This window comes from Glutamicibacter sp. M10 (assembly GCF_025452055.1).
Taxonomy (GTDB): Bacteria; Actinomycetota; Actinomycetes; order Actinomycetales; family Micrococcaceae; genus Glutamicibacter.
The window spans coordinates 2,894,863-2,921,461 of record NZ_CP104918.1; the positions used below are offsets into that span (position 1 = coordinate 2,894,863).

General features: G+C 56.4%; 25 protein-coding genes, 1 tRNA gene and 2 pseudogenes. 8 read left to right on the forward strand and 20 right to left on the reverse strand.

Features of this window, described 5'->3' with window-relative positions; all coding sequences use genetic code 11:
- The first annotated feature begins 81 nt into the window (after positions 1-81).
- The gene (locus N6V40_RS14090; protein ID WP_262198048.1) at positions 82-897 is read left to right on the forward strand and encodes a ParA family protein; all 816 of its coding nucleotides are present in this window, start codon (positions 82-84) and stop codon (positions 895-897) included.
- Between the two features lie 91 nt (positions 898-988).
- Here the strand turns inward: N6V40_RS14090 and N6V40_RS14095 are convergent, their stop codons facing one another.
- From N6V40_RS14095 to N6V40_RS14110, 5 genes are all read right to left on the reverse strand, one after another.
- Positions 989-1,582, reverse strand: a complete 594-nt coding sequence (locus N6V40_RS14095) for a MerR family transcriptional regulator (RefSeq protein ID WP_131087804.1) — start codon at positions 1,580-1,582, stop codon at positions 989-991.
- Between the two features lie 242 nt (positions 1,583-1,824).
- Entirely contained in the window at positions 1,825-2,307 is a 483-nt protein-coding gene (locus N6V40_RS14100; protein WP_262198049.1) for a bifunctional nuclease family protein, read from the reverse strand.
- Positions 2,308-2,346: 39 nt separating this feature from the next.
- Positions 2,347-2,724, reverse strand: a complete 378-nt coding sequence (locus tag N6V40_RS17420; RefSeq protein ID WP_315973700.1) for a hypothetical protein — start codon at positions 2,722-2,724, stop codon at positions 2,347-2,349.
- On the reverse strand, positions 2,676-3,101 hold the full coding sequence (locus N6V40_RS17425; RefSeq protein WP_315973701.1) for a transcriptional regulator FtsR: 426 nt from the start codon (positions 3,099-3,101) through the stop codon (positions 2,676-2,678). The genes N6V40_RS17420 and N6V40_RS17425 overlap by 49 nt, the downstream gene beginning before the upstream one ends.
- A gap of 72 nt (positions 3,102-3,173) precedes the next feature.
- Positions 3,174-3,626: an FHA domain-containing protein gene (locus N6V40_RS14110; protein WP_131087801.1), complete on the reverse strand. Its 453-nt coding sequence runs from the start codon at positions 3,624-3,626 to the stop codon at positions 3,174-3,176.
- A 264-nt stretch (positions 3,627-3,890) separates the two neighbouring features.
- Between N6V40_RS14110 and N6V40_RS14115 the strand changes: the two genes are divergently transcribed.
- Complete coding sequence (locus tag N6V40_RS14115) at positions 3,891-4,250, forward strand: DUF488 domain-containing protein (protein ID WP_262198050.1); 360 nt, start codon at positions 3,891-3,893, stop codon at positions 4,248-4,250.
- Positions 4,251-4,479: 229 nt separating this feature from the next.
- Here the strand turns inward: N6V40_RS14115 and N6V40_RS14120 are convergent, their stop codons facing one another.
- The 13 genes and pseudogenes from N6V40_RS14120 to N6V40_RS14175 all read right to left on the reverse strand — a co-directional run bounded on the left by N6V40_RS14120 (position 4,480) and on the right by N6V40_RS14175 (position 16,656).
- Positions 4,480-6,369: an FAD-binding monooxygenase gene (locus N6V40_RS14120; protein ID WP_262198051.1), complete on the reverse strand. Its 1,890-nt coding sequence runs from the start codon at positions 6,367-6,369 to the stop codon at positions 4,480-4,482.
- Positions 6,370-6,688: 319 nt separating this feature from the next.
- A complete protein-coding gene (locus tag N6V40_RS17775) occupies positions 6,689-6,934 on the reverse strand; it encodes an AAA family ATPase (protein ID WP_396268670.1) in 246 nt (81 codons plus the stop codon).
- Positions 6,914-8,393 (reverse strand): annotated as a pseudogene (locus N6V40_RS17780) (ATP-binding cassette domain-containing protein); the annotation flags it as partial. The pseudogene N6V40_RS17780 and the gene N6V40_RS17775, both read right to left, overlap by 21 nt.
- Positions 8,394-8,610: 217 nt before the next feature.
- Entirely contained in the window at positions 8,611-9,165 is a 555-nt protein-coding gene (locus N6V40_RS14135) for a PhzF family phenazine biosynthesis protein (protein ID WP_396267923.1), read from the reverse strand.
- Positions 9,162-9,452, reverse strand: a complete 291-nt coding sequence (locus tag N6V40_RS17785) for a PhzF family protein (RefSeq protein ID WP_396267925.1) — start codon at positions 9,450-9,452, stop codon at positions 9,162-9,164. Before N6V40_RS17785 ends, N6V40_RS14135 begins: the two co-directional genes overlap by 4 nt.
- Positions 9,453-9,524: 72 nt before the next feature.
- Positions 9,525-9,601, reverse strand: a tRNA-Pro gene (locus tag N6V40_RS14140).
- 101 nt (positions 9,602-9,702) lie between these two features.
- Entirely contained in the window at positions 9,703-11,235 is a 1,533-nt protein-coding gene (der, locus tag N6V40_RS14145; protein ID WP_131087730.1) for a ribosome biogenesis GTPase Der, read from the reverse strand.
- A 65-nt stretch (positions 11,236-11,300) separates the two neighbouring features.
- Complete coding sequence (gene cmk / locus N6V40_RS14150) at positions 11,301-11,981, reverse strand: (d)CMP kinase (RefSeq protein ID WP_262198053.1); 681 nt, start codon at positions 11,979-11,981, stop codon at positions 11,301-11,303.
- Entirely contained in the window at positions 11,978-13,078 is a 1,101-nt protein-coding gene (locus tag N6V40_RS14155; RefSeq protein ID WP_131087728.1) for a prephenate dehydrogenase, read from the reverse strand. The genes cmk and N6V40_RS14155 overlap by 4 nt, the downstream gene beginning before the upstream one ends.
- Before the next feature lie 3 nt (positions 13,079-13,081).
- The gene (locus N6V40_RS14160; protein WP_131087727.1) at positions 13,082-14,179 is read right to left on the reverse strand and encodes a pseudouridine synthase; all 1,098 of its coding nucleotides are present in this window, start codon (positions 14,177-14,179) and stop codon (positions 13,082-13,084) included.
- A gap of 99 nt (positions 14,180-14,278) precedes the next feature.
- Positions 14,279-14,869, reverse strand: coding sequence for an SMC-Scp complex subunit ScpB (gene scpB, locus N6V40_RS14165; RefSeq protein ID WP_131087726.1), 591 nt, complete (start codon positions 14,867-14,869; stop codon positions 14,279-14,281).
- Positions 14,862-15,760, reverse strand: a pseudogene (locus N6V40_RS14170) (segregation and condensation protein A). The gene scpB and the pseudogene N6V40_RS14170 overlap by 8 nt, the downstream one beginning before the upstream one ends.
- Positions 15,760-16,656: a ParA family protein gene (locus tag N6V40_RS14175; RefSeq protein WP_131087724.1), complete on the reverse strand. Its 897-nt coding sequence runs from the start codon at positions 16,654-16,656 to the stop codon at positions 15,760-15,762. Before N6V40_RS14175 ends, N6V40_RS14170 begins: the two are co-directional and overlap by 1 nt.
- 437 nt (positions 16,657-17,093) lie before the next feature.
- Here N6V40_RS14175 and N6V40_RS14180 point away from each other — a divergent pair, with 437 nt between their 5' ends.
- Positions 17,094-17,225: a hypothetical protein gene (locus tag N6V40_RS14180; protein WP_262198054.1), complete on the forward strand. Its 132-nt coding sequence runs from the start codon at positions 17,094-17,096 to the stop codon at positions 17,223-17,225.
- A 176-nt stretch (positions 17,226-17,401) separates the two neighbouring features.
- Here the strand turns inward: N6V40_RS14180 and N6V40_RS14185 are convergent, their stop codons facing one another.
- Positions 17,402-18,613, reverse strand: coding sequence for a cation:dicarboxylate symporter family transporter (locus N6V40_RS14185; RefSeq protein WP_262198055.1), 1,212 nt, complete (start codon positions 18,611-18,613; stop codon positions 17,402-17,404).
- 265 nt (positions 18,614-18,878) lie between these two features.
- On the opposite strand from N6V40_RS14185, the gene N6V40_RS14190 reads away from it, so the two are divergent.
- Entirely contained in the window at positions 18,879-20,576 is a 1,698-nt protein-coding gene (locus N6V40_RS14190) for a sensor histidine kinase (RefSeq protein ID WP_262198056.1), read from the forward strand.
- Positions 20,577-20,590: 14 nt separating this feature from the next.
- Positions 20,591-21,346: a response regulator gene (locus N6V40_RS14195; protein ID WP_131087720.1), complete on the forward strand. Its 756-nt coding sequence runs from the start codon at positions 20,591-20,593 to the stop codon at positions 21,344-21,346.
- Positions 21,347-21,359: 13 nt separating this feature from the next.
- Here the strand turns inward: N6V40_RS14195 and N6V40_RS14200 are convergent, their stop codons facing one another.
- Positions 21,360-23,276 carry an AMP-binding protein gene (locus N6V40_RS14200; RefSeq protein ID WP_131087719.1) on the reverse strand — a complete coding sequence of 639 codons (1,917 nt, stop codon included), beginning with the start codon at positions 23,274-23,276 and terminating at the stop codon, positions 21,360-21,362.
- A 182-nt stretch (positions 23,277-23,458) separates the two neighbouring features.
- Here N6V40_RS14200 and N6V40_RS14205 point away from each other — a divergent pair, with 182 nt between their 5' ends.
- The 3 genes from N6V40_RS14205 to prpB are packed head-to-tail and all read left to right on the forward strand — an operon-like array spanning position 23,459 to position 26,559.
- Positions 23,459-24,106 (forward strand): GntR family transcriptional regulator, encoded by a 648-nt coding sequence (locus tag N6V40_RS14205; protein ID WP_262198057.1) that lies wholly within the window; start codon positions 23,459-23,461, stop codon positions 24,104-24,106.
- Between the two features lie 4 nt (positions 24,107-24,110).
- Complete coding sequence (locus tag N6V40_RS14210) at positions 24,111-25,628, forward strand: MmgE/PrpD family protein (protein ID WP_262198058.1); 1,518 nt, start codon at positions 24,111-24,113, stop codon at positions 25,626-25,628.
- Between the two features lies 1 nt (position 25,629).
- Entirely contained in the window at positions 25,630-26,559 is a 930-nt protein-coding gene (gene prpB, locus N6V40_RS14215) for a methylisocitrate lyase (RefSeq protein ID WP_262198059.1), read from the forward strand.
- Positions 26,560-26,599 lie beyond the last annotated feature (40 nt).

Here is a 26,599-nt window from a genome sequence, read left to right on the forward strand (position 1 = left end):
CCTTCGGCACACTATGATGATGAGAGACTAAAAATTCGGTGGGACGTTAAATAGCGAACAGTGAAAGGCGTGGTCTGGTCCGTGCACGTAGTGAGCATCAGCAGCCTCAAGGGTGGCGTAGGAAAAACCTCCGTAACGCTCGGACTGGCTTCAGCAGCACTTGCCGCCGGCATTCCGACTCTCGTCATTGACTTGGATCCCCACGCGGATGCCAGCACTGGCCTCGGAGTTCGAGCCAACGGCAAACAGCCAATTGGGCAAATGCTCAAGAACGCTCGTAGGGTCCGTTTGCAGGAGCAGGTAGTAGCCAGCGCTTGGCAATCAAAAGCAGCAGAGAAGAAGTCGCGTACCCGCATTCCGGTACTTGATGTTGCCGTAGGCGATGCCTACACCGGCATTTATGACCGCCCGGATTTGCGCACCAGGGACTTGCGTCGCCTGACCCAAATCCTCAGCCGAACCAGCGGCTACCAGCTAGTGCTGATCGACTGCCCTCCATCGCTGAACGGGTTGACCCGCATGGCATGGAGCGCCTCAGACCAACTGTTGCTAGTGGCGGAACCGAGCCTTTTCTCGGTCGCAGGTACCGAACGCACGCAGCGCGCACTGGATCTTTTCCGTCGCGAATTCGCTCCGTCACTCGGCCCGGTAAAGGTTGTTGCGAACCGCGTTCGCAAGGACTCTGCAGAGCACACTTTCCGTCTGGGCGAGATGCGTCAGATGTTTGGTGAATCCATGGTCAAGCCTGAGATCCCAGAGCACTCCGAATGGCAGCAAATTCAGGGGGCGGCATACTCGGTACACCAGTGGCCTTCCAAGGCAACTGCACCGATGCTCTCGCAGTTTGATGCATTGCTCAAGGAAGTCATGTCGACCGCAGGCAAATCGAACAGCTAAGCATCAAGCAGTACTCAAGACAAAATAGATATGAGGCCAGGCCACCGATTGGTGGCCTGGCCTCATATCTATAAGCTTTTATTTTGCTTGACTAGCCTACGTTGCGAGCTGCCTTGGCTGCGCGTCGCGCTGCCAGCTCATCTTCGGGCATATCCTGATCAGTGGAGCTCTCTGATGGGAGCTGAGCAAGTGAACCTTCAACTTCTCGCCAGACACGTCCAACGGCGATTCCGAAGACGCCCTGGCCCTTCTGTACTAGGTCAATAACTTCATCCGCGCTGGTGCATTCGTAGACCGAAGCGCCGTCACTCATCAAAGTGATTTGAGCGAGGTCTTCCACACCGCGTTCGCGTAGGTGCAGGACGGCTGTACGGATCTGCTGAAGGGAAACGCCAGTATCAAGAAGGCGCTTAACGATCTTTAGAACGAGGATGTCGCGGAAGGAGTACAGTCGGTGACTACCCGAACCTTTGGCACCACGAACGGCTGGCTCAACTAGGCCGGTACGTGCCCAGTAATCGAGCTGACGGTAGGTAATGCCTGCGGCTTTGCAAACAACTGGACCGCGGTATCCGGCGTGCTCATCGAGCTCAGGCAGGTCGTCGGTGAAGAGCAGCCCTTGCGTATTGGAATGCTTGTTGCCGCCGTCGACCCCGCGACGAGGTCCTGTCTGGCTAGACTCCATCCAATTGCTCCTTGTGTATCAGCACGTTCCTAAATGAGTAAGGTAGCGACTAACTCAGAACCGCACAGATGCGAGCGATGATCATCAAAAACAGTTCTTGTTCTATGTCCCTATGCATCGACGGTACGGCTATCGGCGCTAATGGTCAAAGACCTTCAAGCTTAACTTTAAGCCGTGTCGCACACGTACATCGAATATCCCAATTCAGCGACAATAATTCGCTGAATTCAACAAAGAAATGCCTATGAAGAAAAGTCCTCGGGGTCAATAGTGTCCAAAAATTCCCGGAACTCACGCAACTGCTCTTCTGGAGCTTCCTCGCCCTCGGCTTCCAGCTCGATAGACACTCCGGCATCTTCGAGGACGTCCTCGGCACAATAAATTGGGCATTGTGTGCGTACGGCTAGGGCCACTGCGTCAGAGGAACGTGAATCCACACGTTTGCCATTAGACAAAACAAGTTCGGCCACAAAAACGGCGTTGTGCACGGAGATGATTTCTACACGCTCCAAGCTCACCCCGGTGGCCTCAAAAATGCTGAGCATCAAATCGTGTGTCATCGGACGTGGCGGCGTTAGCCCCTGCTCGGACATGGCAATAGCCGATGCTTCTGGAGCACCAATCCACAATGGAAGGAAAAGATTTCGCTCCGAGTATTTCAGTAGCAACAGTGGCTGATTTGCCGGCAGTTGAATACGTATCCCGGAAAACTCCAGTTCCAGCATGTCTGCCCCCTAGAGTCGTGAATGCCTGGTGTGTTTAGCCTAGCGATCTAGCTGCGAAATAGCACGCTGTACGAGGGCTTCGTGAATCTCCAAGCACTGCCGAGAGATTTCCTGAGCTTCTTCCGCTGCGCGGGCACGGGCGGAAACCTCGGGCTTCCTCATCTCGTTACCGACGATTGTTTCGATAAGCGAGAACTCGCGATCAGCGGCAGTGCGGAATTGACGCAGGTGGCGGGGTTCAACGCCATGGCTAGCTAAAAGCACTGCAGACTTGGTGACCTTGATGCAGTTCGAATCGAAGAGGCCGCCCTGGGCTTCAACCAGTCCAAACTTAAGCAGTTCATCAACCAGCTCATCACTAGCGCCGCTTAGGCCCTGTAGCTCAGAGAGAGAAACCAGTCGGGTCTTGCGCTCCACGGCTTCAGCCATGTCGCTATTGACGAGCTGTGGTGCGGCTGGGGCTCCCCAGGCAATGCTTCAGGAGCCTCGCCACGATCAACCGCGTCGAGGTGATCTTTGATGACCTTCAGCGGCAGGTACTGGTCGCGCTGCACCGAAAGGATGAAACGCAGACGGCTAACGTCCGAGGAACTGTACTTCCGGTACCCAGCTGAGGTGCGCTGCGGGATGATCAATCCCTTGTCCTCTAAGAAGCGAATCTTCGAGGCTGTGACGCGTGGAAATTCATCCTTGAGTTCCGAGAGCACTTCACCGATGTTTAGCGCTGCCTGCCGGACAGTCTCGTGGCGTTGCGCCTCGAGTCGTGGGCTTCGGGCTGCGTCAAAAATCGACAAAGGGTCTACACCTCGGAATTATGGAGAAGACGACGGACTAACCGTCGGCGGAAAACCTAGAACTCTACTAGCTTAAAGGTTCGGCACGCTCTGGTAAAAATTCAAACGGAACTTGCCAATTTGAACCTGGACTCCGCTGTTGAGCTGGATAGCGTCAATCCGGTCACCGTTAATGTAAGTGCCGTTGAGCGAACCAATATCGCTGAGGCGGAAGCTCTGACCACTACGGGTGAACTTTGCATGCCTGCGCGAAACGGTGACGTCGTCTAGGAAAATATCAGCGTTCGGGTGCCGGCCAGCGATGCTCTCGTCGGTGTCCAACAAGAAGCGTGCGCCCTTGTTCGGCCCGGAGTGAGCAATCAACAATGCCGAACCGGCAGGCAGTGCGCGTACTGCGCTCTTCTCATCTTCACTCAGAGTGTAGATGACTGCGGGCTCAGTTGGCTTGCCAGCTGATGGGAGAGAAATATTGGTCGTCTCGGAGGCAGACTCTTTGTGCGGGTCAACCGGCCCATGTTCCGACATTTGGGATCCTCCAGAAAATCTTGCTTACAGTTCGTGCGCGACGACCTTGAGTTCGAATTTGGCATTATTGCGATACCAAACTATCTACAGATTAGCCTACTCACCAGCCAAGTGATAACAGATGAGCGCATAATTTCCGACGCATGGAATTCTAGGCGTGACATCTGAGGTAAATTGAGCGAAACCACGATCGTCTCCATGGCACCGATCATTCTCGGTATTTTGGATCAGAACCAGCGCAGATCAGGAATTAACAGGTGAATCATGTCTGAAATTCGACTCAAGCGGGTGTACAGCGACGCTATTGCCGAAGACGGCTACCGAATACTGGTTGACCGTCTATGGCCGCGTGGTCAAAGTAAAGAGAAACTCCATTTAGACCAGTGGGCTAAGGCCGTTGCTCCAAGCAACGAACTTCGCAAAGTATGGATCCACGACGCCGAGCACTTCGAACAATACGCTCAGGTCTACAAATCCGAGTTGGATCAAAACCCCGCTGTAGACGACTTGCTGCAAATCCTAGAGCAACATCCGATCGTCACTTTTGTTTATAGTTCAAAAAACGAGCAAGCTAATCACGCAGTGGTTCTGCGAGAGTATTTGCTTGAGCAGTGGACTCGTTAGAAGGCGGAATAAAACAGACGCCGTCGGCGCACACCATGTCAGATTCGACGACCTGTTGTAGATCGAAACTGAACCCCTGATCCATAACGCATTCCTTCCGCCGCGAACTTATCCCTTGCACCTTTAACAACTCACACAGTGCATTAAATATTCCGCAGCGACAACACTGAGAGCCAGCGTGAGAACAGCTCATTGAGCTGGCCTCACACTGGTAGGGGAAATATCTTGATTAGTTCTGATCGAGTAACACTGAATCAAAAAACTCGGATAGTTGATCGGTGGCACTCAACGGCAAAACGTTGGCCACATACATATCCAGCCGAACGATTACGATCGCTCCCTCACGGGAAATTTGTCGTTGTTCAAAGATATTTTCCGCGGGCAGAGCGGTGTAGACCTTTTCATAGTTCATGAGTCCGAACTGTCCAACATGGGGGCGGAATATCTCAGGTGCGTCGTTGATGTTCAGCGTTGAGTAATCTTGCTGGTAGATCACCTTGATATCAAAGAGCGCATCAAGATCCGAGCCCGTTGGCGTGAATCGCCGGACCGGAGAATCTTGTGAATCCGTCAACCACGATGCCAGCTGTGCAACTTCACCCGAGGCACCTGCTGGCTGCTGGTCGGCAAAAACATAAATTCGATAGCGCCCATCGACCTTGTGATGATGCCCCAAGTGTTTTGGGTTGGCGTCGGCCACACGCATAACTTCTGCGGATCTGAAACGCTTACCAATGGGGAATCCGGCTGCTCGATGCTGGTACGTTTTGTTGCCCGTAAGTTCGGACGGTGAATACTCAGTCATGAATCCTGCCGGGAATTCAGCGGTACGAACATAAAATTCGGCAACGCCTTCCTTGCCTGCCAAGTCTTCTGGCGTTGCGGTCATGATGGAGGACCATTGCTTATCAAAGTCGATCAGATCTTTGGCGATGACCTTACGTTCGGCGCTGTAAGTCCGCAGCAATTGCGCTGGTGCTTGCCCAGAAAGCACATGACCAATTTTCCATGCCAGGTTGAATCCATCCTGCATGGACACATTCATCCCTTGCCCTGCTTTTGCAGTGTGTGTGTGGCAGGCGTCCCCGACGATGAAGACTCGAGGATTTTGCGAATCAATTTTTTCCAGAGGGACGTCGTCGAAGCGATCGGCTAGTCGATGGCCGACTTCGTAGACGCTATGCCAGACAACATCTTTCACTTCTAGCGAGTAGGGATTCAAGATCGCTTTGGCCCGTTCAATGATTTCTTCCAACGGTGTTTCGCGGACCTTACCCTCGTCGTTTTCCGGAACCTCGCCTAGGTCAACATAAAGTCGGAAGAGTTGTCCGCCTTCACGAGGAATGAGCAGGATTGAGCCGGCGGTTGAATGGATTGCGCATTTAGTTCGCACATCCGGAAAGTCGGTGAGGGCCAAGGTATCCATGACGCCCCACGCATGGTTGGCTTTGTCGCCTGACAGCTTGGCTCCAATGGAACGGCGAACCTGACTGCGTGCACCGTCTGCTCCCACAACGTATTTGGCACGAACTACGCGTTCCAATGAATCCGCACCGTCAGCGCAGTTAATCAGCGTGACTTTCGCAGGATATTCGTGAGCAGGTTCAGCGCTGAGCTCTTTGAATTCCCAGCCATAATCTGGAGTAATTCGAGCAGGTGAGTTGAGGGCGTATTCGGCAAAGTAGTCGATGACCCTCGCCTGGTTCACCACAAGATGCGGAAATTCACTGACACCCGTCGGATCATCTGCCGTCCTGTCGGTGCGAATGATCTGTTCAGGTTTGGCAGGATCCGGATTCCAAAATGTGGTCTCTTTGATGACATAGGCTTCTGCGGTGATCCGCTCTGCGAAGTTGAATGCTTGGAATGTCTCAACAGTGCGTGACTGAATTCCATCCGCCTGGCCAATCTCAAGTCGATGTGGGCGACGGTCGATGATTCGGGTATGCACATCTGGAAATTGTGAGAGCTGTGCCGCGGTAATAGTTCCGGCCGGCCCGGTGCCAACAATTAGCACGTCCATGAATTCCGGTAGTTCTTCGGGACGGTTGATCCCCGTTCCCGCTGCCGGTTGAACTCGTGGATCCGCCGAGACATATCCGTTGTGATGAAACTGCACTGTCCCATCCCCCGCTTCTCTGTGATGACTTACTCGAATATCATTTGTTCGATAATAGAACTCGATGCTCTTTTATCGCACACTAATCATATGCAATCCGTGAGCGGCCTCACAACCTTTGTCCGAATTCGTGGATTTCTCACTTCTGATCGCACCAAGACCGCGCACTCTCCAAAGAAAAAATGGCTACCAACCAGCACATACGTGTGCTGGTTGGTAGCCATTGGAACCTGCGCGCAGATTCAGACTTCCGTCATAAGTTTTGCACCTTAGGAACTGGCAGTATCCATGCATGATGTTGTTCGTGGCGTCCACTCGCCTATTTCACGACTTGCACCTGACCATCTCGTACATGCAATCTCTGAAGGTTCGATTGCGCCCTGAGTTTCTGCTGCCACCTGCGATCATGAGTCACGGTAATAACCGTTCCAGGGTATTGCTCTAACGCTTCTTCAAGCTGTTCAACCAGCGCCGGCGAGAGATGGTTTGTCGGCTCGTCTAATAGTAGTAATTGCGCCCGAGTGCTGACCGCCACAGCAAGCTCAAACCTGCGGCGTTGGCCCACCGAGAGCGAAAGCGGATGCCGCGGAAAATCATTGGCCCTAAACAGCCCCAACTTAGCCAGCACCGGCGCAGCTTCTTCAACAAAACTGTCCGTCGCCAGAGCGAATGATTCGAGCAAGCTTTCTCCGGGGTCTGTCCGAGCTCTTGTCGTAACCACGCATAGCTCAGATTTTCTGCTCGCCAGATTTGGCCTTGAGAATGATCTAATTCGCCAGCCAGCAGCTTTAACAGCGAAGTTTTGCCTGCACCATTGGGACCAGTAACTAACCAACGCTGGCCTAGGTTAATTTCAAAATTACTCGTTGCCAACAGCGGCGCTTCCTCGCGTCGTGCCTTAGTTGCTCTGACCAAACAAGTGTTGCCATCGCCAGTGCCACTTTCGGTTGGCATGGCAAATTCCAATTCGGCCGCGGGCTTCGGTGCCGGGTTTGATTCCAGATCCTCAATGCGAGATTTGGCCTGACGAATCTTTGAAGTCGATCCATGGCTGCGACTGCGCATGCGGAAATTACCGTGCCCAAACCCGGCCTTTTCTTGTTTCCGGGGTACAGCTGCAACGCGAGCCGCATTCTTTTCCACCAAACGCTGAGAATGCTCCAACTCCTCCAGCCACTGTTCGTAGTCCGCCCGAATCGCAATTCGTTCCTGCTCCTTGGCATGCAGATAACCTCCGTATCCGTTCCCATAGTGCGCCAAAGAACCGTCATGAACTTCAACGATGGAACGCGCAAACCGCTGTAGGAACATGCGGTCGTGGCTGATGACCACCAACGCTCCATGGTGCTTTTCAAGGTTCCGCTCCAACCACGACATCGCAGAATCGTCTAAGTCGTTGGTCGGTTCGTCCAGTAACAGTAGTTGGGCTCCCGAACACAGTACACAGGCTAACCCCAGTCGTGAACGTTGCCCGCCGGAGAGCTGGGAGACGGGCCGTTGCCGATCAATCTCCCCCAAGCTCAGCTGCTCGAGGGCGCTGTCCACTCGCTGTTCCAAGCTATAACCATCTGCTGCCTCATAAAGGTCGGTAACCTGCTGCAATTGAGTCATGAGGCGCTCAGCCGTCTGGCCTGTAGCGCTCTGCAGTCGTTGCGAGATGGCAGCGATCAGAGTTTCCAGTTCGCGGAATCGTCGGTGGTAGGAGTTTATGACCTCTTGTACGCTCATGTCTGCGGAGAATTTAGGGTTCTGTGCAGCGTAGGCAACTCCCCGGGCGCGTTGATCACTCGGTGCCCTTGATCTGGCTCCAGCGTTCCAGATAGCACTCGCATGAGAGTTGACTTACCTGAACCGTTATCGCCCAATACGGCAAGTCGTTCGTTGAAGGAAAGAACAACGTCGACATCGGTCAGTACGTCTAGGTCTGCAAAACTGACACTAACGTTCTCCAAAATGCACAGTGCATTGCTACGGTCTTCACCGTTAGCCTCACCATCAAGGTCTGTAGATTTGGCCTGAGTCATGGGATTTTCCTGCCTTGCGCGCAAAGACTTCTAAAGTCCATCAAGCAGCACAGTTATTTGTCGGGCACCGAAACATGATGCCGTGGGTGGGCAATGGAGCTAGGCTCAACATCGGATAAATCAACGCTATGGCGTTGTGTGGAAGAACATCCCAGAAATTATCGTTCCCATTTCTCAAGACTAGTTCGGCTCAAAGACCCTGACAAGGCATCGGGCCCTAGAGCTCAATAGTTCCGCGGATCAAGACCTGGGTATGCCCACCAACCCACAAATGTTCGTCACTGGCGTCTAGGTACACGCGTCCCTCGTACCCGATTACCGAGCCTTGCCGGTTAATCAGTGGAGGGTGGACCTTTTGCGTGTTGATGAGCCACTGCGCTGCTGCACCGTTCAGGCTCCCTGTCACAGGATCTTCTCGCAGGGTTCCGTTCTCGATGGTCAGTGCCCGGACCTCAAATTTTTCTTCACCTTGCGCATGAGCCAAAGGCGCGATGACGCCGATTTTCCATCGACCGGGACGGGTTGGAATCTTCGGATCAAGCCCAAGCAAAAGGTCATGGTCATCCAGCAAGATGGCCATCCACCCGGGCCCGTTATCCACCCACTGAGAATCGAGCACCTGCGATTGCTCCACACCAAGAATGTGCAGAACCTCGGCTAGCTCGCTGGCTTCAATTGTCCCGCTGCGTATCGTTGGCGGCGAGGCGAATGACAATACGTCGCCTTGAATTTTGATTGGCACAACCCCGGCTTCGCATTCAGCCAGAATCAACCCTGAATTCTTCGGCACTCCCCTTCGGCAAGCCATGCACGCGCCGTGCCCAAAGCAGGATGACCAGCAAATGGATACTCACGTTCCCTAGCGAAGATACGGAAGCGATAGTCCGCGTCTGGATTTTCAGACGGCAACACAAAGGTGACCTCAGAAAGATTGGACCACCGCGAATAGTTGATCATCTCTTGGCTAGAGAGCCCCGGGGCGTCTAAAACTACCCCCAGCGGATTGCCTTTATAAGCAGTACTACTGAAGACGTCTACCTGTTGGAACCTGCGTTGCATCTGGTTGCTCCCGTAATTATTTTGGCAGAGCAAAACCCCGCCGAGAAAAATTCTCGACGGGGTTTTACAAGATGGTCGGGCTAGCGGGATTTGAACCCACGGCCTCCTCACCCCCAGTGAGGCGCGCTACCAAGCTGCGCCATAGCCCGATGCTTCCGCAGCCGTTATCCCCCAAGTCGTGAGATCTAAGGGTGCCGTCTGCAAAAGCTCCATATTCACCCTACACCAAGTGAAGGGCTAATTTCGAACTTTAGCGGTTGCGTGAGCGACGCTCACGGATACGCATCGAAACCTCGATTGGGCTGCCCTCAAAACCGAAAGTTTCACGCAAACGACGGGTGATGAACCGGCGGTAACCTGGGTCCAGGAACCCGGTGGTGAACAGCACAAAACGTGGCGGACGGGCCGAAGCCTGAGTGCCAAAGAGGATGCGTGGCTGCTTACCGCCACGTACTGGGTGCGGGTGCGCAGCTACGAGTTCACCCAAGAAAGCGTTCAGCTTGCCCGTTGGAACGCGCTTATCCCAAGAATCCAGAGCCGTGTTCAATGCAGGAACAAGCCTGTCCTTGTGCCAGCCGGTCTTGGCAGAAATGTTGACCCGTGGGGCCCATTCGATGTGCGCGAGGTCGCGATCGATTTCCTGATCCAGGTAGTAACGACGGTCCTCATCCACCTCGTCCCACTTGTTGTAAACGATGACCATGGCACGGCCAGCTTCGATGGCCAGCTGGATGATGCGCACGTCCTGCTCGGAAACGATCTCGTTGGCGGCCAACAGGATCACGGCAACTTCGGCCTTTTCCAGAGCGGTCTGGGTACGCAATGAAGCATAGTAGTCGGAGCCAACAGCCATGTGCTGACGACGGCGAATACCAGCGGTATCCACGAAGCGCCAGATGTTCCCGCCCAGTTCGATCAATTCATCCACTGGGTCGCGGGTGGTACCGGCGTACTCGTCAACAACCACACGCTCGGAACCAGCAAGCTTGTTCAGCAACGAGGACTTACCCACGTTTGGGCGTCCGATCAAGGCAATACGGCGTGGGCCGCCGGAAGGAATCAAACCACCAAAAGCCGAGTGCTCAGGTAGCTTCTCCATGACGGCGTCCAACAGGTCAGCGGTACCGCGACCGTGCAGGGCCGAAACTGGCCATGGCTGACCGAAGCCCAAGCCCCACAGCACAGCTGCTTCGGCTTCTTGGTTGAAGTCATCAACCTTATTGGCGACCAAGAAGACAGGCTTGCCCTTCTTGCGCAGCATCTTCACCACAGCTTCGTCAGTTGCGGTGGCTCCAACGTGGGAGTCAACAACAAATAGAATTGCGTCGGCTACGTCTGCAGCGATTTCGGCCTGATCGGCTACCGAAGCGTGGATGCCCTTGGCATCGTGCTCCCAGCCACCGGTATCAACAACGGTGAAGGGACGACCCATCCACTCAGCGGAGTAGGACACACGGTCACGGGTAACACCTGGGGTGTCTTCAACCACGGCTTCGCGGCGACCCAAAATACGGTTGACCAAAGTGGACTTACCGACGTTTGGACGTCCAATAACCGCCAGAACCGGCGGGATAACTACGTCTTTATCCTCGTCGTCAAATGCGTCGAGGCCTGCCAGTAAGGCAGAGTCTTCTTCGTCGAGATCGTAATCTTCCAGTCCGCTGAGCAGAGCCTGCGCACGAATGGCGGCTTCTTCCTCGCTCAGTTCGGCCAGGCGCTCGGCGATATCGTCGTCTCCAACGGGGATGTATTCCTCGTCGTGGGTGGAGTTGTTCTCGCTCATGATTTTCCCTTCACAGCGATCGTAATCTTCATCGGCTCTCGCCGAGGATGGGCACCAGCTTGAGGCTAGTTTTTCGTTGCAGTGTTGATTGCGTCAAGCACTGCGGCGATGGTTTGTTCAAAATCTAGGTCCGAGGAGTCAACGGTCATGACTCCATCGGCAGCCTGGGTGAAGTTCACTACGGTGGAATCCTTGGCGTCGCGGGCCAGCACTTGGTTGGCTAGCTGCGAGTCGTTCTGGCTACCACCGAGCTGCAGACCGCGGCGACGCAGTCGTGCTTCTTCTGACGCGGTGAGCAAAATACGCGCATCAGCATCCGGTGCAACAACGGTAGTGATGTCGCGGCCTTCAGCCACAATGCGAGTGTTTGCCTTGATGATTTCCTGCTGACGGCGTACCAGCTCCGCGCGGGCATCCAGATTGGTTGCTACGGCGGACACCTGCTCGGAGATGCGTGGTTCACGAATGGCTTGCGTCACGTCGACCCCGCCAATCTTTACCAGCTCAGCATCCGGGTCAACGGAAATTTGCAACTGCGCGTCGCGCACCGCCTGGGCGATAGCGTGAGCGTCGGTGAGGTCGGTTCCAGCATCGAGCACCGAGTAAGTGATCGCACGGTACATGGCACCGGTATCCAAGTAGACGGCACCCAGTTCGCGGGCGACGGCCTTGGAGACCGAAGACTTGCCAGAGCCGCTAGGGCCGTCGATGGCGATGACAAGCGTGTCGTTGTTCAAGGTGCTCACTGGGCTACTTTCCATCCGTTAGTGGTCAATACGTCAATTAGTTCGTCGCGGCGGCCTGGAATCACCGAAACGTCCACCAGACCAACCTGATGTCCGGCAGAGTGTTCCATACGCAAATCTTCGATGTTGATCTGCGCTTGGCCAATCTCAGTTAGCAACTGAGCGATCTGACCTGGACGGTCATCGATCACCACAGTCACTAGTGCAAAAGCTTGAGGTGGTGCGCCGTGCTTGCCCGGAATGCGGGCCTTACCGGCGTTACCTTCACTCATCAACTGCGACAAATCCAGCAAAGCTCCAGGGGCCTTCGGTTCTTGCAACGTGTTGATCAGTCGATCCAAATCTTCTTTCATCCCGGTAAGGATGGGCACCAATGCGGCGGCGTTGTGCGCAAAGATCTGAATCCACAGCTTCTCATCGCTAGCGGCGATTCGCGTGGTGTCACGCAATCCGTTGCCGGCTAAAGCCAATTGGTGTGGTTGCGCGTCGAGCAATCGCGAAGCAATCATCGAGCTGGCAGCCTGCGGGAAGTGACTGATCAAAGCCACAGACTCATCGTGCTCGGTCACGCTCATCCGGTGCATGGTCGCACCCAGATCGATAGCCAAAGACTCTGCCACCTTCACCCGCGAGGCATCTGCACCTTCATGCGCGCAGATAACCCACGGCATTGAGGTGAAGAGTTCACCACGAGCTGCTGCCGGGCCGGACTTCTCTCGCCCTGCCATGGGATGTGTACCCACGTAGCGCGAAGTTTCGCGCTCTCCCAGTCGCCCATCGGCCAACACAGCGGCAAGGATAGATCCCTTAACGCTGGCGATATCAACCACCGTGGCGTTGGGGTAATCCAAGAGTGCTTGAGCAACCAAGGCTGCGGTGACATCCGGCGGAGCGCCCACCACCACAAGTTCCGGAGCGATGGTGCGCGCTTCAAGGAGCACACCAGCCCCGATATCCTGGGCTACCCCAGCGGCGGTTGGCGAAATATCCGAGAGGTATACGTGCAGGCCTTTGGCGCGCAGTCCTAATCCCACCGAGGTGCCCAGCAGCCCGGTGCCGATGACCAGAACTGGGCCGGCAAGGTGAGAAGAGGGCATTAGTTACATCCCCACCATGGCCATCAGGTGACCGATTTCCTGGTTGCCCAGGGAGCGGATGGTGCCCTGCTTCTGATCTCCGAGTAGTACGGGACCAACAGCTACGCGTACCAAACGCTGAACCGGGTGGCCCACAGCGTCAAACATGCGTCGCACGATACGGTTGCGACCAGAGTGCAAGGTCACTTCAACCATCACGTTTTTAGGGGTGGTGGCGATGATCTTCAGGTCATCAACCTTGATCCAGCCGTCTTCCAGCTTAATACCTTCACGCAGCTCGTTGCTCACTGCACGTGGCAGTGGGCCCGGGATCTGCACCAGGTAGGTCTTTGGCACCTCGTACTTTGGGTGCTGCAGACGGTTAGCTAGCTCGCCGTCGTTGGTCAGGATCAGCACGCCTTCGGTCTTGTAATCAAGGCGGCCGACGTGGAACAAGCGCTGAGCGTGGTGCTCATTTTTGAAGTAGTCAGCGATGGTGCGACGACCCTCTGGGTCATCCATCGTGCTCATTACGTGCTTTGGCTTGTTAAACACGTAGTAGCGGTTGGTCTGGTTGACCTGGATACGCATGCCATCAACGTGGATGGAATCCTTGGCTGGATCAACGCGGGCGCCAAGTTCAACAATCAGTTGACCGTTAACTTCAACGCGGCCCTCGGTGATCATCTCTTCGCAGACACGACGTGATGCAACACCTGCATTGGCCATGGCCTTCTGCAAGCGGATGCCGTCTTGTGACTCGCCGTGCTCCTGACGGTTAGCCTGGCTTTCAGCACGGGCCTGAGCGCGAGCGCGCTGGGTCGGACGAGCGTAGGTGTTTGGTACGGAATTGCCGAAGCGTTCCTTACCAAAGGCGCGCTCGGAGTTTTTGCGTGGTGCGGCAGTATTGCGCTTTGCCGAGCCCGACTTGGTCGAATCCGACCGTGCCGAATCTGACTTGGCCGAGTTGCTGCGAGCACCTGGCTTGCCGGAGGCGGACTTGTCGTACGGCTTGTCGCCGAAGGACTTGCCGCCCTGTTTGCCGCGGCCGCCTGCTGGCTTGCCGCCGAAGTTTGAATTGTTGCCGCGTGGTGTGCGGCCGGAGGAAGATCCCCTGCTCATGCTTGCCTGTGTCCCTTGCTGTTACGTTTCGCTGCGCGGTCCCGTCGATTAGGGGCATCACGCGTGGTTGGTCCGGTGTAGCTGCCTGCTGGCAGTTTCTTAATCGTCGTAGGTTGCCGAATCGAGCGATTCAAGATCGGCCACCCCAGGAAGATACGGGGATAGCGCAGGCAACTCATCTAGCGAGCCCAATCCCAGTCGTTCCAGGAAGTATTCGGTGGTCTGGTAGAGCGTTGCTCCACCATCTCCAGTTTCCTCATACTCCGTGATCAATCCGCGAGTGAGCAATGTGCGCACTACAGAATCGACGTTCACACCTCGAATCGCCGAAATACGTCCACGCGAGACCGGCTGTCGGTATGCGATGACAGCCAGTGTTTCCAAGGCGGCCTGCGACAAGCGCGCGCTCTGCCCATCGAGCACAAAGCTGGAGACGAAATCGGCGTAATCGCTACGCGTATAGAAACGCCACCCGGAGGCGACACGACGCAGTTCAAATCCGCGCGGGCGATCCTTTCCATCATACTCGGTAGCCAACTTCTCCAAAGTCTGGGCGATCCGCTCAATTGGTACCTGGAAGATTTGTGCCAAATGTGCCGAACTTACGGGGATATCGGCGACCATTAGTACCGCTTCGAGGCCCGATTCTAGGCCTCCTGGCAGCTGGTCAATGGGTGCAATCTCACTCATGATTCACCTCACCCGCGCTCCCCTCATACTCATCTTGAACCGACTGGGCATCAAAGCTGGACTCTAAAAGCAAGCTAATGCGCAGTGGTCCCAGCGGATCAACTTGTTCAAAGCTGATCGCGCGTTGCCTAAACATCTCCAACAATGCCAGAAAACGTACTACCACCACCAGATGCGCTGAGGCATCAGCCACCAATTCGCGGAAATCCAGCGGGCCGCGTGCTTCAAGCAGCGCGGTCATCGACTCAGCTTCCTCAGCGATTGTCACGTTGGCCCCATGCAAGTGTCCGATGCCAACTTCGGTGGTTGGCGCAGGCTTAGGGGCTAGTGCTGAGGCGGCCAGCGCAGCTAGGGCGTCGGGGCCAATGGTGAAAATTAATTCAGGAAGCAGGGAAGCAAATTCTGGTTCCAAAGAAACTTCGCGTGGATACCGTGAGCCTTCACTCTGGTATTGCTCCCCAAAAACTCGGCTGCTTGCTTAAAGGCCTTGTACTGCAAAAGTCGGGCAAACAAGAGGTCCCTGGCTTCAAGCAGTTCAAAGTCTTCTTCGTCAGCCATCTCGCCACGCGGCAGCAGCCGGGCGGCTTTCAAATCTAGAAGCGTGGAGGCTACTACCAAAAATTCGGTAGTCTCATCGAGCACCTTCATCCCGTCACTACCCTCGGTGACACTGGCTTGCAGTTCTCGAAGGTAGGCGATAAATTCGTCGGTCACCTGCGCCAGAGCCACCTCGGTGATATCCAGCTCGCGCTGGGTTATCAGGTGAAGTAGGACGTCAAAGGGACCGTTAAAATTTTGCAGGGCAAGGCGAAAACCGCCAGACGATTCCGGCTCAGTCTGTGCTGGCTCGGTGGAATCGTTGGCGGTTTGCTCGGTGAGCGTGCTGCTCATTACGGGGCGCCACCACGCCAAATCAGCTCGCGAGCCAGGTTACGGTAGGCCTCGGCGCCGGGGTGGTTCGCAGCGTAACTAGTGATTGGTTCAGCGGCCACGTTGGCATCGGCAAACTTGATGGTTCGCTTGATGACCGTTTCGAAGAGTTTGTCGCCAAAGGCTTCATCCAAGCGGGTGATGACCTCACGGCTGTGCAGGGTTCGCGCGTCGTACATGGTTGCAACAACGCCGTCCAGCTCCAAGACCTGGTTCAGACGATCCTTGACCTTGTCGATGGTTTCCATCAGCAGGGCCACGGCACGCAGTGCGAAGAACTCTGCGGTCAATGGGATGATCACACCGTGGGCAGCGGTCAGTGCGTTGACGGTGAGCAGACCCAAGGACGGCTGGCAGTCAATTAGTACTACGTCGTAGTCGTCGATGACGTTGCGCAGGGCGCGTTCAAGAACCTGCTCGCGGGCAACCTCGTTGACCAGCTGCACTTCTGCAGCGGACAGGTCAATGTTCGCTGGCAACAGGTCGATGTTTTCCACATCGGTCTTCAAGATGGCATCGGTGATCTTCACCTGACGGTCCATCAGCACGTTGTAGACGGTGATGTCCATTTCGTGCGGGTTGGTACCAAAGCCAGCAGACAAGGCGCCCTGTGGATCAAAGTCCACCAAAAGTACCTTACGGCCGTATTCGGCGAGCGCCGCAGCCAAGTTGATGGTGGAGGTGGTTTTACCCACGCCACCCTTCTGGTTGACCATGGCAATAACACGGGCTGGCCCGTGCGATGGCAACGGTGCTGGCACCGGGAAATCTGTCAACGGCTTACCGGTTGGGCCCACCGGGCGGGGCTCCTTGAGCATCCCTGCGCCACGGTGCTTGCTTCCCTGTTCCTCGCTCACGATGGGTTAACCACACTTCCCGTTCGATCTACCTAATTCTTCGAGCTGTAAGCTCAACTCAAGGTTATCGGTCTAAGCAAAAGAACTTGGCGTTTTGGGTTCCTTTACGGCGAGCCTTTACCTTGAACCTTAACTCAAATGTTGTAAGCCAGCTGTACGCCGGCTCCGGTCAAATACGGCGCTCTAGGCCTGCTCAGCGTTCCAGTCAAAATTTAGTGGCAGTAACGCGTTAATGCTTACAGTGCGCGGTCCCTCAGGCTGTACAACGATCACTCGGATCCATGGATAGTTATCGGCCATAATCTGTCGGCAGCGACCGCAGGGGTTTTGATTCCCCGTCCCTCGTTACCCACCGCGACGATCACTTGCGGATCGTATGCTCCGTTGGCACGCGCTGAGCCAAGAGCCACTAGCTCGGCGCAGGGACCACCGGTGAAGTGATAGAAGTTCACACCCGGGTACATGGCACCGCTAGCGTCCAGCACCGCCGCTCCCATGGTGTGCACACCGTCGCCACCAACGTGGGCATCGGTGACCTCATCGATGCTTCTGCCGGCGAACGCTACTAGTTCTTGCTCGATAATGCTCAGGGGTTGCCCCGCAATGTGCTGATCTGCGCTCCTGCTCTCAGGCTTTTCGATATTGCAGCCACGGTAGCTCTATGCCAATCTCCGGGGCGATAAAAAACCGCCACCGCTAAGAAAAATTCTTAGCGGTGGCGGTTAGTTTTACTAGCGCACTTGCCTTAGTGGCCTTCGACGCTGTTTTCGTCGAATGGACGTGAACCGGCTAGCACGGCCTTAGCCTGCTCTAGGTCCAGCTCTTTGGTCCACTTACCGATCAACAAGGTAGCAACAGCGTTGCCGGTGAAGTTGGTCAGTGCACGAGCCTCGGACATGAACTTATCAATACCCACGATCACGCCCATGCCATCAAGCAACTCAGGGCGGTGTGCCTGCAGACCTGCAGCCAAGGTGGCCAGACCTGCACCGGTCACACCGGCGGCACCCTTAGAAGCAATGATCATGAAGACCAACAGGCCGATCTGCTCACCAATGTTCATTGGCATGCCCATCGCGGTGGAAACAAACAATGCCGACATGGTCAGGTAGATGGCGGTGCCGTCGAGGTTGAAGGAGTAACCGGTTGGAACGGTGATACCAACAACAGGCTTCGAAACACCGGCGTGCTCCATCTTGGCGATCAGTCGTGGCAATGCCGACTCGGACGACGAGGTGGAGAAGATCAGCAGGTATTCACGAGCCAGGTACTTCAGCAGCTGGAAGATGTTCAAACCGGTGAAGGCACGCAGAATGCCACCAAGAATGACGATGATGAACAGTGCACAGGTGACGTAGAAAGCACCCATGAGGATTGCCATGGAACCGATCGCGGCCCAGCCGGTAGCACCAACCACGGCGGCGATGGCGCCGAATGCACCAATCGGAGCGACCCACATGATCATCATCATGATGCGGAAGACGACCTTCTGGATGTGCTGGATAGCGACCAGTACTGGCTCCCCGCTCTTGCCCAGACCCTGCAGGGCAAAGCCAACCAGCAAAGCAACAACCAAGGTAGGCAGAACCGGAAGGTCCCCTGGAATCAGCGACATCAGGAAGTCAACGGTGGAATTCGACTGGGTCGCAGCAGCTTCCTCATATGGCTTAAGCTTCAGGCCTTCACCCGGGTGAACGAGGTTACCAACAAACAGGCCAACCGCCAGCGCGAAGGTGGACATCACTACGAAGTAAAGTAGCGCGAGGCCACCAACCTTGCCGACAGTAGCGGCCTTAGCTACCGAGCCAATTCCCAAAACAATGGTGCAGAAAATCACCGGTGCGATGATCATCTTGATCAAGGCAACAAACGCGGTGCCAATTGGCTTCAACGACTTGCCAAGTTCAGGGGCGATCAGGCCTACTGCTGCGCCGAGCACAACGGCGACAATGACCATAATGTAGAGCCAGTGAGTTTTGTCTTTTTCTTCGGTCCGGCCTGGGCGCCATTGCTACCCGGCGTCATGTCATCAGTGACAGTCATGTGGTTCGTCCTACCCTCAATATGCGCATGTAACGGCCCCTGGCGTCGTTGCCAAGCCGGTATTACGTAGAATCGTTCTGTTCCATGTTGCGCGACTAGGTGATCTGCATCTCTATTGCGTTCATATTGGTCACGCGCTAGCACTCTAAAGCAGTTCACCGCAAGAAAAGGAGAGCGACATGACAGATCATTTCACCGACCTGTCGTTGCCCCAACAGGCGCATAACGATGCCGTCCCCGCTCCGCTACGGCGCAGTGGGTGGTCTTTTGCGATCCTTATTTTTGCTGCCCAAATGCTTGTGGTCTTCCTCGTTGTTATTGGCATGGCCGTCTCCACCTACCAGCAACAGGCCCGGGTCATCCTCGATGACAAACAGGCGACCGTGGCCACAATATCCATCACCCTAGCCAACGACCCCTTTGTCATTAATGCGCTGGCCGGTAAAAACCCGGCACAAGAACTACAGCCCTACACCAACAAAATTTTGGATCGTGGCCAGGGTGTGGACTTCATTTCGATCATGACCCCAGACACCGTACGTGTCACCCACCCAGACCCAAACCGCATCGGCCAAAAATACGCTGGCTCCACCCAACAGGCGCTGGATGGTGAGACCTATAACGAGATTGCGCTGGGTACTCTGGGACAGTCGGTGCGAACCATCGCTCCGGTGTACCACGATGGGAAACTTGTTGGTCTCGTAGCTACCGGCATCACCCTTGAGAACCTGCAGAGCATCTACCGCGGCGAGCTGCCACAAATCCTGATGGTTTCCGCACTGGCCTTGCTGCTCGCCGGTTTCACTTCCTGGTCCTTCTCACGCTATGTCAACCAAGCGACCCTAGGCTTCGGCCCCAACGGGCTGCGCCGACTCTACGCCTTCTACTTCTCCGCACTGCACTCCGTGCGAGAAGGACTTGTGCTACTTGACCGACGCCACCGAATCGTCTTGTACAACGAGGAGGCAGCGCGACTACTTGACCTTCCCGAACAAGTCCCTAGCTCAGGAATGGATCCAAGCCAGGTGCGCATGCCCGAAACTCTGCGCACCCTAATGTCCACCGGACGCAGTTGTAAAGACGAAATCCATATGGGCACCCGGACGGTCCTGTCCATATCTCAAGGACCAGCACGCCTGGCCAATACGCGCCTTCCTGGCCGGGGACGCGCACCGCTGCGCTGGTTTGGCATGCAGCCACTGACCGGACAGGTGCTGACCTTGCGCGACTTAACCGAGGTGCAGGAACTCGCTGGCGAAGTGCAGTCGCTGAAAACCTTCTCTACCGCCCTGCGAGCGCAAACCCATGAACACGCCAACCGCCTGCATACCATCGCGACGCTGATCGAAAACGGTCAAAGCGACCGAGCACTGGCTTTTGCGGTGGATGATCGACAGCACTCACAAAAACTGACCGACGCGATCGTGAACTCCATCGACGATGCGTACCTCTCCAGCTTGCTGGTAGCCAAGGCCGCCCAAGCGAACGAACGTGGTCTCAAATTGGATATCACTGCCCAGGGCGTCATCCCGCCCGACGCGTTTGCGGCCAGTGACATGGTCACGATCGTGGGCAACCTGCTAGATAACGCTCTGGATGTTTCGGTGGGCACCGCCGAAGCCACTGTGTGGGTGGAAGTTACTGCGGACGACGATGAGCTGATCATTTCCGTGGCCGACTCCGGGCCGGGTATTGAACCAGAATTCTTGGATCAGCTACTTCGTTTTGGTGTCAGCACCAAAATAGGATCGCAGCCACGCGGACTGGGTCTAGCCCTCGTCCAGCAAGCGGTACTGCGACTAGGTGGCACAATGAATGTTGATAATGATGCCGGGGCGATCTTCACCGTGACCCTACCGCTGGCCCACAGCAACTAGCTCAGGAGTTTTTTATGCCAGATCCGCGCATCATTGCACCTCGCACCTCGGTGGGCAGCCAAGACATTGTGGTCCTCGTGGTGGACGATGAACCCGAAACCGCCGCCTCACACGCAAAGTTTGTTAATCGTGTTCCCGGCTTCACCACCGGCGCTATCGCCGGCAACGGCCAAGAAGCACTGGCACTACTCACCCGTGCACAACGCTCAGGTACCCCCTTCGACTTAGTCCTTTTGGATATGACCCTGCCCGATCTGCACGGCATCGACGTCGCCAAAAGAATGCGTGGGCGCGGGCTCACCACCGACATCATTGCCATCACCGCGGTACGCGACCTTGTGGTGGTCCGTTCCGCGGTAGCCACCGGAATCACCCAGTATCTGATTAAGCCCTTCACCTTTGCAGCCTTCACCGAGAAGTTAGAAAACCATCGACGTTTTATCGCCACCATTCGCTCCACCGGACCGGATACCAGCCAGGCCGCCCTAGATAACGCTTTTTCGGCGCTGCGCACCTCCACGGCCTCAGTTTCCCTACCTAAAGGGTTGATCCCCGAAACTCTGGCGCAAATTACCGATCACCTTGCTCGACAGCCTGAGCGTTGTCTTTCTGCCACCGAGCTAGGCGAAGAGTTGGGGATCTCCCGGGTGACCGCACGACGCTATTTGGAGCACCTCTTCGATTCCAAAGCCGTCATCAAACAGCCTCGACATGGCACCAGAGGCCGCCCGGAATATGAATACCGTGCGGCCTCTGGCATCACTAACTAATCTGGATCAGCCCCTAGTGCCCCGGACGCAGCAACGGCATTAGCTCATCGAGTACCGCGGGGTCTTCAATGGTGGAGGGCACCGTATAGTCCTTGCCATCGGCGATCTGGCGCATGGTCTTACGCAGAATTTTGCCCGAACGCGTTTTTGGCAACGCCGCCACCACGGTGACCTCGCGGAAGTCCGCCACGGCACCAATATGCTTTCGCACCAGCGCCACAATTTCCTTCTTCAGTACCTCGTCGTCAACCTCGACCCCGGATTTGAGCACCACATATCCGCTGGCTCGTTGGCCTTTGAGCGCATCGGCCAAGCCGATCACGGCGCATTCGGCCACCGCCGGATGACTGGCCAGCACTTGTTCCATGGCGCCGGTGGACAAGCGGTGACCGGATACGTTGATCACGTCATCGGTCCGCCCCATCACAAACAGGTAGCCATCTTCATCGAGGTATCCGGAGTCACCGGTCAGGTAACAGCCATCAATCTGGCTCAGGTAGGTGTCGATAAACCGCTGATCATTGCCCCACAAAGTGCTCAGTGCTCCCGGTGGCAACGGCAGGCGCACCACAATATTGCCCTCTTGTCCGGCAGGCACCGCCTGGCCCATCGCGTCACGAATTTCCACCGCAAAACCCGGAACAGGCGTAGTCGGTGATCCCGCTTTGGCTGGTAATTCTTCAAGCCCCAGCGGGTTCGAAGCAATCGGCCATCCCGTTTCGGTCTGCCACCAGTTATCCACCACCGGGATGCCGAACAGGTTGACGGCAAATTGATAAGTATCAGGATCCAGGCGCTCGCCGGCAACAAAGAGCGAACGCAGGCTGCTCAGGTCATGGCTGGCGATCAGGGTCCCTTGCGGATCTGCCTTGCGCACCGCGCGCAGTGCGGTCGGTGCGGTAAACATCGTGGTGACCTGATGGTCCTGAATAATCCGGCCGAAGACCCCGGCATCCGGGGTGCCCACGGGTTTGCCTTCGTAGAGCACCGAGGTCGCTCCCGCGATCAATGGTGCGTACACAATGTAGGAGTGGCCCACAACCCAGCCCACATCGGAGGCGGTGAACATCGTATCCCCGGGGTGCACGTCGTAGATGGCGTTCAACGAATACTGCAGCGCCGTGCCGTAGCCGCCGGTATCCCGCACGACCCCTTTGGGTGCTCCGGTGGTGCCCGAGGTATAGAGCACGTAGAGCGGATGGGTTGAGGGCACACTCACCGGTGCGGCGCCGGTGGCTTGGGCACACTGTTGGTCCCAGTCCAGCCAATTGATGTCTTGGCCGTTGATCGTTTGGTCTTGGTACTCGGCCACGGTGTGCTCAAATCCCTCACGATGAGCGACGATCACATTCTTGACAGCGGGCTGCGCCATCAACAAGGCTTCGGCCACGGCCGGCAAATATTCAATATGCCGACTCGGCTCAATACCGCCCGAAGCTGTCACCACCGCCACCGGGGCGCAGTCAGTGATGCGGGCAGCTAGTTCTTTGGGTGCAAAACCACCAAAGACCACCGAGTGCACAGCCCCGAGGCGTGCGCAGGCCAACATCGAGATCACCGCTTGCGGGATCATCGGCAGGTAGATCAGTACACGGTCCCCCAGACCCACACCATTGGCAGCCAGCACACCGGCGAAAGTTTCAACTTCGTGCAGTAACTGCTTGTAGCTGTAGGTTTCCACCGATTCGAGCATGGCGGAATCGTAGATCAGCGCCGTGTTTTCTCCGCGCCCCGCAGCCACATGGCGATCTAACGCATTAACCGAAAGGTTCAGCTTCCCGTCGGGGAACCAGGAATACAGCGGTTTGCGCGAATCGTCGATCGCGGTGTGTGGGAATGAGTCCCACTGGATGTCCTGTGCGGCTTTAAGCCAGAAAGCCGATGGATCGGTGGTGGATTGGGCAAATGCCCGACGGTATTCCTGCGCCATGATTTTCCTCCTGACACCGGGCATCATTGCCCGACATCTGCGTGGTGACTGAGATCGCCCTCGTTAACAACTCTATGAGCCAGCTCACTCCACTGCAAGGTCTATGTATACAAATATCGAATGTTTCGCCAAGATTTTGGAAGATCTCCCATTTTCGACGCTTCTGTGTATACACTTGAGCCATGAGAGCAAGCGACAAGGTTTACGAGAGCCTCCGAGCGGACATTGTTCAATGGCGCTTGGCTCCGGGCACCGTACTTGGCGAAGTTGAGCAGTCAGAACGCCTGGGAGTTTCACGAACCCCGGTTCGCGAAGCATTGGGCCGACTGGTTGCTGACGGGCTGGCCGTGCAACAGAGAGGACGCGGCACCGTCGTCTCCGAGGTCAGCGAAGACCACGTAGAAGACTTGTTTGTACTACGCGTCGCTTTGGAATGCGCCAGCGCCAAAGCGGCTGCCACCTCGCCGAAGAACCAAGGTTTCACCCAATTGGCGCAGCGCTTTGAGCAAGCCGCCGATGAAGTATCGATCCCGGGGTCTCGCGAGGCTTACTACGAATTGGTTCAGTTGCTCGACGAGAGTATCGACGAGGCAGCGGACAACACCTACCTATCCAATGCACTGCGAACCCTGCGGGTTCACCTGCAACAGGTACGGCGTTTAGCCAAGGACAATCCGGATCGCCTTAAAGCCTCCGCCGGTGAACACGCCGCCATCGCACGGGCGATCGCCAGCGGAAATCCAGAAGTCGCCGCGGCAGCCACCACAGTTCACCTGCACCAATCCTTCACCCACATCATGGCCCACGCGGTCGGATCAGAAAGGCACTGACACTATGATCAAGCACCCAGTACGCGTTTACCGCTCCGAGGAAAAGCTGGCCCGCGAAGACCAGCTGGCCCACAAAATTGCCGCGGTTGCCACCGACCCGGTTGAAGTCACTGCCGAAGTGACCGATATGATCATCAACCGCATCATCGACAACGCCTCGGTGGCCATTGCTTCGCTAAACCGAGGGCCGATCATCGCTGCCCGCGCCCAGGCACTAACCCACGCCCCATCCACCGGTGGATCCGGTGCCTCGGTCTTCGGCATTTCCGAAAAGGTCTCCCCCGAGTGGGCCGCTTGGGCCAACGGTGTCGCCGTGCGTGAACTGGACTATCACGACACTTTCTTGGCCGCCGAGTACTCCCACCCGGGCGATAACATCCCGCCGATCCTCGCCGTCGCTCAGCACACCGGCGCATCGGGTAAGGACCTGATCCGCGGCATCGCCACCGGTTATGAAATTCAGGTTGATCTGGTCAAGGCCATCTGCCTGCACAAGCACAAGATCGACCACGTGGCTCACCTGGGCCCATCGGCAGCCGCCGGCATCGGTACCCTGCTCGGCTTGGATTTGGAGACGATCTTCCAGGCTGTGGGCCAGGGCTTGCACACCACCACCGCTACCCGCCAGTCACGCAAGGGCGAAATCTCCACCTGGAAGGCGCACGCCCCGGCCTTCGCCGGCAAGATGGCCGTGGAAGCTGCGGACCGCGCCATGCGTGGACAGACTTCCCCAGTGCCAATCTACGAGGGTGAAGACGGCGTCATCGCTTGGATGCTTGACGGGGCGGACGCCGCCTACGAAGTGCCACTTCCAGAAGCCGGCGAAGCGAAGCGGGCCATTTTGGATACCTACACCAAGGAACACTCCGCCGAGTACCAGGCGCAGGCTTGGATCGACTTGGCTCGTAAGTTGCACGGCGAACATCCAGAAGCAGCCGATCCTAAAAACGTGGCCTCGGTACTGATCAAGACCAGCCACCACACCCACTATGTCATCGGCTCCGGCGCCAACGATCCACAGAAGTACGACCCGACCGCCAGCCGCGAGACCCTGGATCACTCCATCCCGTACATCTTCACCGTGGCCCTGCAGGACGGCGCGTGGCACCACGTGGATTCCTACTCGCCAGAGCGTGCCGGCCGTGCCGACACCGTTGAGCTGTGGCACAAGGTCACCACCGAAGAAGATCTCGAGTGGACCCGCCGCTACCACTCGCTGGACATCGCGGAAAAGGCCTTCGGCGGCTCGGTGGAAATCACCTTGAACGATGGCACCGCGATCACCGATGAAATCGCCGTGGCCGACGCACACCCACTGGGCGCTCGTCCCTTCGCTCGTGATCAGTACATCAACAAGTTCCGCACCCTGGCCACCGGCCTGGTTGACGAGGCAGAGATCGACCGCTTCATCGCGGCCGCAGAAAACCTGGAAAACCTTAGCGCTGGCGAGCTAGACCAGCTGAACATCCAAGCCGCCGATGGAGTCATCAACACCGCTGCGGCACCGAAGGGTCTGTTCTAAAATGTTGTACTCAACAAAAACCCCTGCCGCCAAGCGTCAGGCACTGCGCGAAATGCTCACCCCGGGTGCTGCGCGCCAGTTCCCCGGAGCGTTCAACCCGCTCTCGGCCAAGCTCATCAGCGAAAAGCAATTCGACGGCATCTACATCTCGGGTGCCGTATTAGCTAACGATCTGGGCCTGCCCGATATTGGGTTGACCAGCCTCACCGAGGTTGCCACCCGCGCCGGGCAGATCGCCCGCATGTCCGATCTGCCTTCCATCGTGGATGCCGACACCGGATTTGGCGAACCAATGAACGTGGCACGCACCATTCAGGAACTTGAATACGCGGGTCTGGCCGGGTGCCACATTGAGGATCAGTTCAACCCCAAGCGTTGTGGCCACCTGGACGGCAAAAATGTGGTTGACACCGAAACCATGCTCAAGCGTATTGCCGCCGCCGCCGATGCCCGGATCGATTCAAACTTCCTGATCATGGCCCGCACCGATATTCGGGCGGTGGACGGTCTTGACGCAGCGATTGAACGCGCCAAAGCCATGGTCGATGCCGGAGCGGATGCGATCTTCCCCGAGGCGATGAAATCCGTCGCCGAATTTGAGGCCGTATGCAAGGCCGTTGACGTGCCGGTGCTGGCGAATATGACCGAGTTCGGCAAATCCGAACTGTTCAACCGTCAGGAACTGGCCGATGCCGGCGTCGCGCTGATCATCTACCCGGTCACCCTGTTGCGCAGTGCCATGGGAGCGGCCGAACGTGTGCTTGATTCCATCAGTGAAGATGGAACTCAGCAGCGCGAAGTGGATAACATGTTAACTAGGTCACGTCTCTACGAGCTCGTGGACTACGAAGCTTACAACCGCTTCGACACCGGTATTTTCAACTTTCAGGTTCCGACCCTGGACATTGATTCCAATAGCGCGAACCTCTAGGTTCGCACCAAATTAGGACCTGCGCCGACCGGCACATCCG